This is a genomic window from Stenotrophomonas sp. BIGb0135, from assembly GCF_024810105.1.
Lineage (GTDB): Bacteria > Pseudomonadota > Gammaproteobacteria > Xanthomonadales > Xanthomonadaceae > Stenotrophomonas > Stenotrophomonas maltophilia_AB.
Genome location: NZ_JANUDX010000003.1, coordinates 605,220 through 616,332, shown reverse-complemented (window position 1 = coordinate 616,332; position 11,113 = coordinate 605,220). Strand labels below are relative to the sequence as shown.

The 11,113-nt window shown below is 65.4% G+C and carries 9 protein-coding genes; 7 read left to right on the top strand and 2 right to left on the bottom strand.

Annotated elements, in window-relative coordinates; translation table 11 throughout:
• The 3 genes from M2421_RS10395 to M2421_RS10385 all read left to right on the top strand — a co-directional run.
• Positions 1-3,039: YadA-like family protein (locus M2421_RS10395; RefSeq protein ID WP_259206504.1), on the top strand; the 3,039-nt coding region annotated here is incomplete at its 5' end.
• Between the two features lie 92 nt (positions 3,040-3,131).
• Positions 3,132-3,578, top strand: a complete 447-nt coding sequence (locus M2421_RS10390) for a hypothetical protein (RefSeq protein ID WP_259206502.1) — start codon at positions 3,132-3,134, stop codon at positions 3,576-3,578.
• Positions 3,563-4,396, top strand: a complete 834-nt coding sequence (locus tag M2421_RS10385) for a toll/interleukin-1 receptor domain-containing protein (protein WP_259206501.1) — start codon at positions 3,563-3,565, stop codon at positions 4,394-4,396. Before M2421_RS10390 ends, M2421_RS10385 begins: the two co-directional genes overlap by 16 nt.
• Before the next feature lie 97 nt (positions 4,397-4,493).
• Here M2421_RS10385 and M2421_RS10380 read toward each other — a convergent pair whose 3' ends face one another.
• Positions 4,494-5,138 (bottom strand): hypothetical protein, encoded by a 645-nt coding sequence (locus tag M2421_RS10380; RefSeq protein ID WP_259206500.1) that lies wholly within the window; start codon positions 5,136-5,138, stop codon positions 4,494-4,496.
• Between the two features lie 217 nt (positions 5,139-5,355).
• Positions 5,356-7,782 (bottom strand): penicillin-binding protein 1A, encoded by a 2,427-nt coding sequence (locus M2421_RS10375; RefSeq protein WP_310439720.1) that lies wholly within the window; start codon positions 7,780-7,782, stop codon positions 5,356-5,358.
• A 223-nt stretch (positions 7,783-8,005) separates the two neighbouring features.
• On the opposite strand from M2421_RS10375, the gene M2421_RS10370 reads away from it, so the two are divergent.
• The 4 genes from M2421_RS10370 to M2421_RS10355 are packed head-to-tail and all read left to right on the top strand — an operon-like array spanning position 8,006 to position 11,101.
• Positions 8,006-9,064 carry a pilus assembly protein PilM gene (locus M2421_RS10370; RefSeq protein WP_345780465.1) on the top strand — a complete coding sequence of 353 codons (1,059 nt, stop codon included), beginning with the start codon at positions 8,006-8,008 and terminating at the stop codon, positions 9,062-9,064.
• On the top strand, positions 9,064-9,888 hold the full coding sequence (locus tag M2421_RS10365) for a PilN domain-containing protein (RefSeq protein ID WP_259206499.1): 825 nt from the start codon (positions 9,064-9,066) through the stop codon (positions 9,886-9,888). Before M2421_RS10370 ends, M2421_RS10365 begins: the two co-directional genes overlap by 1 nt.
• A complete protein-coding gene (gene pilO / locus M2421_RS10360; RefSeq protein WP_259206498.1) occupies positions 9,885-10,571 on the top strand; it encodes a type 4a pilus biogenesis protein PilO in 687 nt (228 codons plus the stop codon). Before M2421_RS10365 ends, pilO begins: the two co-directional genes overlap by 4 nt.
• Complete coding sequence (locus tag M2421_RS10355; RefSeq protein WP_259206497.1) at positions 10,568-11,101, top strand: pilus assembly protein PilP; 534 nt, start codon at positions 10,568-10,570, stop codon at positions 11,099-11,101. The genes pilO and M2421_RS10355 overlap by 4 nt, the downstream gene beginning before the upstream one ends.
• The last annotated feature ends 12 nt before the right edge of the window (positions 11,102-11,113 follow it).

Here is an 11,113-nt window from a genome sequence, read left to right as displayed (position 1 = left end):
GAGAAGGCCGGCGCTGCACAGACGGCCGCGGCGGCGGCTACCACGGCGGCAGGCACTGCCCAGGCCGGTGCGGATCTGGCCAACAGCCTGGTCCGCCAGGTATCTGCGTCGGGCGATCTGCGGTTGGGCGCGCAGAACACAGGTCGCGTCGTTGATGTGCGCAATCAGGGCAGCTTGACCCGCACCTTGTCGGGCGTCAGCGACGCGGCGCTCGCTACGGATAGCAGCGAAGCGGTTACCGGCAGGCAGCTGTTTGCCACCAACGAGATCGCGCGGCAGCAACAGGTGGTGGTGGAAGACAACGCGCGCCACATCGCGGATAACCGCGGCGACATCGATAGCAACCAGACGGGCATTGGCGACAACCGGACGGCGATCGATGGCAATCGGGCGGCGATTGGAATCAATGGCACCAGCATCGACGCCAACCGTCTGAATATCGGTGTAAACCGCGACAGCATTGCGGCATTGCGTAGCGAGTTCGAGGACTTTGCGCCGGATCTGGATGGGGTGGTTACGTTCAATGAAGATCGAACGGAAGTGGGCCTGGAAGGGGCGCGGATTGGTGGGCTGGCGACGGGTGATATCAGTAGTGCCGACAGCAAGGAGGCGGTAAACGGCGGGCAGCTGTTCTTGACTAATTCCAGGCTCTCCTCGGTTGAACAGATGAATCAATTCTTAGCCATCGGAACTGATGGGGATAGTGAAGGTGCGCAGGCATCACTACTCGGAGTGGCCATTGGCGACAGTGCTCGCGCACTGGAGAATGGCGCACTGGCACTTGGCAGCTACTCCTCCGCGCTTGGTATTAGTTCCGTTGCGGTGGGACGCGGATCTTACGTTGATATCCGAGGCGAAGATGGCTTCGCGCTGGGTACGTTGACACGAGTTTCCGCTCACGGAGGCCTCGCCATCGGGGCTCGTAGTGTGGTGGACGCAGGGGCCGATCTAGGCGTGGCACTCGGCAATCAATCGACTGTGTACGAGAGCAGAGTGGTTTCGCTTGGTAATGACAACTTGAAGCGGCGAGTGACAAACATGAATCATGGAATCGGTGATCATGATGGCGCCACCATTGGTCAGCTTAAAGGCACCCTGGACGGCTTGGGCGGTGGTGCTGCCGTAGATAGCGCTGGAAAAATCACTCCGCCCGAGTATGTGCTGGCTGGCGCCGGTTACAACAACGTAGGCGACGCGCTTCTGGCACTCGACACTGCCATTGATACAAACCGGAATGACGTTGATGCGGTGGCTGGCCAGGTTGGTCGCCTATTTCAAGAGTCAGTCGTAAGTTCTGACTCCCCAGGCCATCTGTTGCTGGCTGGGTCCCATGGGATGGTGCTGGGAAATGTGGCTGATGGACGTATTGCCGCCGGCAGCCGCGACGCCGTCAACGGTAGCCAGCTACATGCAACCAATCAGAAGGTCGGCGAGAATCGCACCGAGATCTCCGATCTGCGCGCTGCGCTGGACGGGATGCAGCCTCATGCCGGACGCAACCTGATGGCGGCGGGCGAACCAGTAATCGACTTTGGCGGTGCCCGCCTTGCTGGTGTGGGAGCGGGCGATATCTCGTCGGCCGATAGCAAGGATGCGGTAAATGGCGGACAGCTTTACGCAACAAATTCTCGGTTAACAAAAATTGAAAATCGGAATCAGTATTTTGCTATCGGTCACAATGCTGACGGTGAGCTGGCAAGCGCCACAGAGTATGCGATAGCGATTGGTGGTAGCGCCGAGGCGTCAGCAAATGGCGCGCTTGCCATCGGCAGCTTCTCAATTGCCGCCGGTACAAGTTCCGTAGCTCTCGGACGTGGTTCATACGTTGCAGAGGAGGGTCTGGAGGGATTTGCACTTGGGACAGCAACGCGTGTATCTGCTGACTCTGGCCTTGCGATTGGTGCGAAAAGCGTTGTGGATAAGGGGGCCGAAGGTGGGGTAGCACTGGGGAACAGGTCGGTAGCCACTGAACGAAACACCGTCTCACTTGGTAACGACACGCTGACGCGCCGCATCGTCAACGTAGCCAACGGCACCGCCGACCACGACGCCGCCACCGTCGGCCAGCTCAAGCGCATCGCCACGGTCTTCGGCGGCAGCGTGGATGCCAACGGCACCCCGGTCAGTCCGTCGTTCAATGTGCAGGGTAGCCAATACCGCACCGTCGGAGACGCGCTGACCGCGCTGGATACCTCGGTGCAGGACAACGAAAAATCGCTGTCCTCGCTGGACCGAAATCTCAATCGCCTCTTCCAGGAAGACCCCGCCTCCCGCTCCGATGGTCCCGGCCGCCTGAATCTCGGCGGCACCCACGGCATGGTCCTGGGCAACGTCGCCAACGGCTTGATCGCCGCCGGCAGCCGCGATGCGGTGAACGGTGGCCAGCTGTACGAGGTGCAGAAGAACCTGCAGGGTCAGATCGACACGCTGGAAGGCCGCGACAATGCGCCGGTCGCGATGATGGGCCGGAAGGGCGCTCCGCTGGCGCTGTCCAGCGATGCCCCGACGACCACCGGCGACGCACCCACGACCACCAGCGAGGTGGCCCCACCGACGGCCCCGGCGGACACCCCGGTCGCCAAGGTCGATACGCCCGCGCCGGTGGTCAAGGCGGAGGGCGACACCGCCGTCGCCGTGGGCAGCGAGGGCAAGGAGCGCAGCGTCAAGCACGTGGCCAAGGGCACGGCGGACACCGATGCGGTCAACGTGCGCCAGCTCAACGATGTGCTGGAGCGTGCCAACGAGTACACCGATGTGGCGGTAGAGGGCTTGAACAAGCGGCTGGACGGCATGGACAAGCGCTTCAACCGCATGGCGGCGATGAGCAGCGCGCAGAGTGCGATGGCCATGAATACTGCCGGCCTGAACACCTACAACCGCCTCGGTGCGGGCGTGGGCCACTCCGATGGCGAATCGGCGCTGGCGGTGGGCTATCAGCGGGTGATGAACGAGCGCGGCTCGGCCACCTTCAGCCTCAACGGTGCGTTCACCAACAGCGGCGAGAAGACCGTTGGCGTCGGTGTGGGTATCGGCTGGTAATGCAGGGGAGGGCGGGGCCGCACTACGCGGCGGCCCTGCCCTTGTGTCGCTACACGGCGTGGCGGCGGCATGCCGCCACGCGGAGGGTTTTCATGCAGACCGTGTCCGATCAGATTGCGTTACGCCTGGGCTATCTCAACGTGCTGCAGGGTGTGATCACGCGCCTGGCCAATGGCGCCCTGGCGATCAAGGGCGGCAGCATCGCGGTGATGACGGCGGTGCTGGCCTGTTCGCTGGGCGAGAACGTGCAGTTCCACTGGGCGCTTTTCCTGGCACCGGGTGCGCTGTTCATGGGTTTCCACGCGTACTTCCTGCAGCAGGAGCGAGCGTTCATCGCGTTGTACAACCACGCCGCCGACCGCCCGCTGGCGGAGGTGGTGGGGCTGCGCATCGATGCGGCGCGGCTGCGGGCCGTGCGCGAACCGTTTTTCCAGGTGCTGCGCCGCCCTGCGGTGGTGGGCTTCCATGTTGTTCTGGTCACCTGTTGCGTGGCCATTTTCCTGCTCGCCAACGGAGCGAACCGATGTTGCTTGACCTGAAGATCAAAAACTTCGCCACGCCGCCGATGGCCGTGGATGCGGCGGCCGTTGCCGCGTTCGAACAGCGCACGCCGTCGCCGCTCGTGGCGTTGGGGTCCTACCTGAAGGGCAAGGACACCCTGCTCGATGCCGACACCGTGCAGAAACACCTGTTTCCCAGCGTGAAGGCCGATGTGTTCCTGTCGCACGCGTCCGGTGATCGCCAGCAGGTGATGCAGCTGGCGGTGGCACTGGAGCGGCTTGGACTTACGGTGTTCGTGGATTCGTGCGTCTGGGGCAACGTGTACGCGCTGCTCAACGACGTGGACGATCATTTCTCCCGCAAGAAGGACGAGCCGGGCAGCTATCACTACCGCAAGGTCACCCGCACCGCTGCCAACGTCTACATGATCCTCAGCGCGGCCTTGCAGCGGATGATCGACGGCTGCGAGTTGTTCCTGTACCTGGACAGCCCTGCCGTGCGGATCAAGGACTATGTGGACGGTGGCGACTACATCGGCTCGCCCTGGGTGTTTTCCGAGCTGATGTTCGCGCGCCACGTCGCGCGACGCGGGCGGCCACGACCGTCCTTGGAGGTCTACAACGAAGGGGCGGGCATCAAGGCCGCCGACAGCACCGAGCGGATGGCACGTTTTCTACCGCCGGCGTCGACGCATGCGCTGGAGTGGAAAGTGCTGGCGCGCGCCATGGAAGACATGGCGGGGTTGCCGGCCTCGGCGCGCTGGCGGGATGGCCCATGGTTCCTGGATCACCTGTATCGCAAGTTGTCGTTGAGCGCGCAGGAAAGGCAGTTGCTGGGGTGGTCGCCGGCATCGTGATCGATGGCGGCGTGCCGGCCAGCACTCGGTAGACTCGCCCGTTGGGGAGCCTAGTGCCTGCATCCGCGGACCGCGCCTTCGTGCACGGTGGACCGCCTCAATCGGCGAGATAGCCCTCGATTTCAGCTTCGGCCAGCAGCTCGCGCAGCTGCACGGCCGATGCCCGCCGCATCGGCTTCTCATCGATCGCCGACAGCGGTGGTTGGCGCAACGCGTCGTAGGGCAGTACGGCGATGTCGAAGGTCAGCTCTTCGGCGCTGAACACCCATACCGGCACATCCAGTACGCGCTCGCGGTCCATCCGCATGCGGCGCGTACGCGATTCGGCCGGGACGCCGTGTTCGTCGAAATAACGCTGCACCGCATCGGCGTCTTCGCTGTGCACCTGCAGCTGCACGGGGCTGTTGGCGTCGGCGGTGCCGTCCAGCACCGGGCCGCACAGCCGCGGCGCGAACCCGCGCAGGAACTCCATCGCGCGCAGGGCGGCTTCGCGGCGCTGGCGCAGCTGGCTGCCATGGTCGGCACCGGCGAAAAGACGCTGGTACTCGCGCAGCGCATCTTCGATCTCCGCATTGCGCGGCAGCGAGGCGTCGTCGTGGATGTCCAGCCGGGCGGCGGCCTTGAGTTTGGCCTGGTGGTAGTCGCGGATGCCGCCTTCGGCCATCAGCCGGGCCGCTTCGTGGGCGAGCCGGTGGCGACGCTCGCGGGTCTGGGTGGCTGCATGCTGACGGGCTCGATGCATGACCGGAATTCCTGGGCGACCTGCACGGCAATGTACACCGGCGATGTGACAACGGGGTAGAGCCACCCCATGGGGGGCTGCGCCTGCGATCAACAATTACGTGCAGCCACCCGTGGGGTGGCTCTACCTGGGCCATGATGCGGGCGGCGAACAAAAAGGCCGGGCATTGCCCGGCCTGTCTGCGTCCACGGTGCCGGGACATGCCCGGCACTGGCGATCAGAAGATATCGAACGCGGCGTCGTCGGCCTGCTGCACATGGGTGTCGAAGCTGAAGTCCTCGATCTTGTCCATGTCTTCCACCTTGACCCATTCGGTGGCGCCGTTGAGGGTGGCCTGGACCATGCCCGACGGCGGGTCGTTCTTGGCGACCGGGGTGTCCCTCAACGCCACGCGCATGTAGTCGATCCAGATCGGCAGCGCCGCCTTGCCGCCGTATTCGCGGTAGCCCAGCGAGCGGAAGTCGTCGCGGCCCACCCAGACGGTGGTGGCGTAGGGCCCGCCGAAGCCGGAGAACCAGGCATCGCGGTGGTCGTTGGTGGAGCCGGTCTTGCCGCCCACGTCCTCGCGGCCAAGCACCTTGGCCGCCGTACCGGTGCCGCGCTGGACCACGTCGCGCATCATCGACACCAGCTGGTAGGCGGTGCGGGCGTCGATCGCGCGCGGGGCCACCTTGGCATCCGGGTTGACCGGCTTGGGCGCCTCTACCGGCTGCTGCGGCTTGGCCGCCGCGGTCGCCGCCGGCGCCGGCGCCGCAGCCGCACCGAAGTTGAAGCCGTCCACGACCTGGCTGACCGGGGCACCGCCGCTGGAGCCGGCGCACTCGCGGCAGGCCATGGCCGGGTTTTCCTTGAACACCAGGTTGCCGTCGCGGTCGGTGACCTGGTCGATCACCCAGGTATCCACGCGCGAGCCGCCGTTGGCGAACACCGCATAGCCGCGGGCCACCGACAGCGGCGTCAGCGAGGCGGTGCCGAGAGACATCGACAGGTTGGGCGGCAGCTCGGCCTCGGCGAAGCCGAACTCGCTGATGTACTTGCGCGCGTAGTCCACGCCCATGCCATCGAGCAGGCGCACCGAGACCAGGTTGCGCGACTGCACCAGCGCTTCGCGCAGGCGCATCGGGCCACGGAAGCCGCCGCCATCGTTCTGCGGCGACCAGGTCTTGCCGCGACGGTCGCGGAACACCACCGGCGCGTCTAGCACGATCGAGGCCGGGTTGAAGCCCTTGTCGAACGCGGCCGCGTAGATGAAGGGCTTGAAGCTGGAGCCCGGCTGGCGGCGTGCCTGGGTGGCGCGGTTGAACTTGTTGCCGGAGAAGCTGAAGCCGCCGACCAGCGCCTTCAGCGCGCCGCTTTCGGCATCCAGCGAGACCAGCGCGGACTGGCCGCGCGGGATCTGGTCGATCAGCCACTCGCCTTCCTTCTCGCCGGCGCGCACGCGGACCAGGTCGCCGCGGGTCAGCAGCTTGGCCGGGGCCTTGTTGACCCAGCGGCTGGCCGCGACCGGCAGCACCAGTTCGCTGCGGTTGGCCAGCACGACCGTGGCGCTGCCGTCGGCAGCGGTGGAGGCCACGATCGCCGGCAGCAGCCCGGACTGGGACGGGATCCCGACCAGCTTGGCGGCCAGGGCCTTGGCGTCGGCGTCGGCGGGCACATCGAAATGCTGCTCCACCCCGTGCCAGCCATGGCGGTGGTCATACACGCGCAGGCCATCGCGCACGGCGATGTTGGCGGCCGTCTGCAGCTCGGCGTTGATCGTGGTGGTGACGTGGTAGCCCTTGTTGACCACGTCGCCGCCGAAGCGGGCGATCATTTCCTGGCGGACCAGCTCGGCCACGTACGGCGCGTCGACCTGCACCGGCGGCTCGTGCGCGCTGGCGTGCATCGGCACCGCCTTGGCCGCGTCCGCCTCGGCCTGGGAGATGAAGCCCAGGCTGGCCATGCGCTGCAGTACGTAGAAGTCGCGGCGCTCACGGGCGCGCTCGGGGTTGCTGATCGGGTTGCCCGAGGAGGGGAACTTGGGGATGCCGGCCAGCGAGGCCATCTCGTCCAGGTCCAGTTCGCCCAGCTTCTTGCCGTAGTAGAACTCGGCCGCAGCGGCCACGCCGTAGGCGCGGTTGCCGAAGAAACTCTTGTTCAGGTACAGCTCGAAGATCTCGTCCTTGCTCAGCTCGGACTCGATCTTGCGCGCCAGCAGGATCTCGGCCAGCTTGCGGGTGTAGCTGTACTCCGAGCTCAGGAAGAACTGCCGGGCGACCTGCTGGGTGATGGTGGACCCACCCGGCACGCGCTTGTCGTTGGTGGTGGCCAGCAGCCACACCGCGCGCCCGATGCCCTTGTAATCCACGCCCCCGTGCTCGTAGAAGCGGGCGTCCTCGGTGGCCAGGAAGGCCTGCTTGAGGCGCTCGGGGACCTCCTTCATGGTGATCGGGGTGCGCCGGGACTCGCCGAACACCGCCATCAGCTTGCCATCGCTGGCATAGACGTACATGGGCTCCTGCATCTCGATGTCGCGCAGGCTCTGCACGTCCGGAAGCTTGGAGGAAACAGCGTAATAGAGGCCACCTGCGACGGCGGCGCCGATCAGGCCCAGGACCAGGAAGGCGACCAGCAACCAGCGCAGCCAGCGGCGAAAGCGTGTCATCAGTGACAGATTCCGATTGCGAATTTCGTGGCCGCAGAGTATAGATTACGCAAGGGAACGGCTGGGGCCGTTCCTGGGGAGAGCAGGTCGATCATCGTTTGGGGACGTGTGAAACGTGTCGTAGTGCACGTTTTGCCGCGAACGGTTGCGCTTTGCTAAAAAAACGTTATTAATGCGCGGGCGCAGGTTCTGCGTCCAAGTGCCCGTCGGCAGGGGAGAAACCGTGGGGCTTATCCCAAAAAGCCAGTCGCCGCTTATTGGCGTCGACATCAGCTCGACTGCAGTAAAGCTTTTGCAGCTTTCCCGCAGTGGCAATCGTTTCCGCGTGGAACATTACGCTGTGGAACCACTACCGCCGAATGCGGTGGTGGAGAAGAACATCGTTGAGGTCGAGGCTGTCGGAGAGGCTATCCGGCGCGCCGTGAACCGTTCCGGTACCAAGGCCCGGCACGCCGCCGCGGCCGTGGCCGGTTCGGCGGTGATCACCAAATTGATCCCGATGCCGGCCGACCTGGACGAGAACGACATGGAAGCCCAGGTCGAGCTCGAAGCGGTCAACTACATCCCGTACCCGATCGAGGAAGTGAACCTCGACTTCGAAGTGCTGGGCGCCATTCCCAACAACCCGGAGATGGTCCAGGTGCTGTTGGCGGCGTCGCGGTCGGAGAACGTGGAGCTGCGCCAGTCGGCGCTGGAACTGGGCGGCCTGACCGCCAGGGTCATGGACGTGGAGGCCTTCGCGGTCGAAAACGCCTTTGCCCTGGTCGCCAGCGAGCTGCCGATCGCCAGCGACGGCGTGGTGGCCCTGGTGGACATCGGCGCCACCATGACCACCCTGAACGTCCTGCGCGGCGGGCGGAGCCTGTACAGCCGCGAACAGGTGTTCGGTGGCAAGCAGCTCACCGACGAGGTGATGCGCCGCTATGGCCTCACCTACGAGGAGGCTGGCCTGGCCAAGCGCCAGGGCGGGTTGCCGGAAAGCTACGAAATGGAAGTGCTGGAGCCGTTCAAGGAAGCCACGGTCCAGCAGATCAGCCGTCTGCTGCAGTTCTTCTACGCCGGCAGTGAATTCAACCGCGTGGACTACATCGTGCTGGCCGGCGGTTGCGCGGCGCTGGCCGGGCTGCCGGAGATGGTGGAAGAACAGCTGGGCGTGGCCACCGTGGTGGCCAATCCGCTGGCACAGATGACGCTGGGTCCGAAGGTGCAGGCGCATGCCCTGGCCCAGGACGCCCCGGCGCTGATGATTGCCACCGGTCTGGCCCTGAGGAGCTTTGACTGATGGCAAGAATCAATCTATTGCCTTGGCGCGCCGAGCGGCGCAAGCAACGCCAGCGCGACTTCTACGGCATGCTCGGCTTCGCCGCCATCGGCGGGGTCCTGCTGTCGTTGATGATCTGGTTCTACTACGACCGCCAGGTCAGCGGCCAGGCCGAGCGCAACAGCTTCCTCACCGCCGAGATCGCCAAGGTCAAGGACCAGAACAAGGAGATCGACCGGCTTGACCGCCAGAAGGATCGCCTGCTGGCGCGCAAGAAGGTGATCGAGGAGCTGCAGGCCAAGCGCTCGCAGATGGTCCACCTGTTCGACGCGCTGGTGCGCACGATCCCGGACGGGGTGGTGCTGACCGCGCTCAAGCAGGAAGGCGACATCCTCACCCTGGAAGGCCGCACCCAGTCCAACGCCCGGGTCAGCGCGTACATGCGCAACCTGGAAAGCTCGGGCTGGATGAGCAAGCCGGAACTGTCGGTGATCGAAGCCAAGAAGCCTGACCAGAAGGCAGGCACCGTGGGTCCTGTCACCGACATCAGCGCCTTGCCGTACATGTTCGTGGTCAAGGTGACGCTGCCGGCACAGAGCGCACCGGTCGATGGCGTGGCGCCTGATGGCAGCGTGATCGTTCCTGCGGAGACGGCCGACCCGGCCGCCAATCCCGCCGCAGCGCCGGTGGCGCCGTTGTCGCCGGGCACCGCGCCCGCTCCGGCCACCGCACCTGCGACCGATCCGGCCGCTCCGCCCGGCAAGCCCGGCGGCAGCCGTCTCGCTCCGACCGCCGCACCCGCACAACCGGCGGCGTCCAGTACGCCGCAGAAGGGGGCCGCATGAGCCAGAAGATCAACCTCAAAGAGCTGGACTTCAACAACATCGGCAATTGGCCGCAGAAGGCCAAGGTGGTGTTCTGCGTGCTGCTGTCGGCCCTGATCGTGCTGCTGGCCTGGTTCGCCCTGATCAGCGGCAAGCGTGAAGAGCTGGCCGGCCTGGAGCGTACCGAATCCGGCCTGCGCGCCGAGTTCGAGAAGGAGCAGGGGCGTGCGGTCAACCTGGAGCCGCTCAAGCAGCAGCTGAGCCAGATGGAGCAGGTGCTGCAGCAGATGCTTCGCCAGCTGCCCAGCAAGACCGAAATGCCGGACCTGATCATCGACATCTCCCAGACTGCGTTGTCCAGCGGCCTGGTCAATGAACTGTTCCAGCCCGGTGCCGAGCAGCCCAAGGAGTTCTACGCCGAGAAGCCGATCGCCCTGCGCATGGTGGGCAGCTACCACCAGTTCGGTGCGTTCGTCAGTGGCGTGGCCTCGCTGCCGCGCGTGGTCATCCTGACCATGCACGACATCAACCTGAAGCCCAAGGACCCCAAGACCGGCATCACCGCGCGCAGCGGTGCGCTGGAGCTGTCCGGCACGGTCAAGACCTACCGTTACCTGGACGAGCTGGAAATGGAAGCGCAGGAGAAGGCAGCCGCCGCCAAAGACGCCAAAGACAAGAAGTCCAAGTCCGGAGGCCGGAAATGAGCCTGGCGATGACCGCACGGATCTGTGGACTGCTGGCGCTGGCCTTGCTGGCCGGCTGCGCGCGCGGGGTGAGCAGTACCCCGGGCGATGCACCGAACCTGGCCAAGTGGGTGGAGGACGTGCGTGCACGTCCGGCGCCGCCGCTGGAGCCCCTGCCGGTGATGCAGCAGTTCGAAACGTTTGAATACTCCGCCCAGGGGATGCGCGATCCGTTCACGGATGCCTGGACCAATCCACAGGGCGGCTCGGGGCTGCGTCCCGATCCGAACCGTCGCAAGGAGCCGCTGGAAGTCTTCCCGCTGGATGCCTTGGACATGGTGGGTTCGATCGGCAACGGGGGCGGGCTGGTCGCGCTGGTGATGGCGCCGGACAAGGTCACCTATCGGGTGCGTCCAGGCGTGTACATGGGGCAGAGCGACGGCCGCGTGACCGGGGTCTTCGAAGACCGGATCGAACTGATTGAACTGGTGCCGGATGGCGCGGGCGGCTGGCTGGAACGGCCTGCATCGCTTGCGCTTGAAGATCAATGATTGATTATGGGG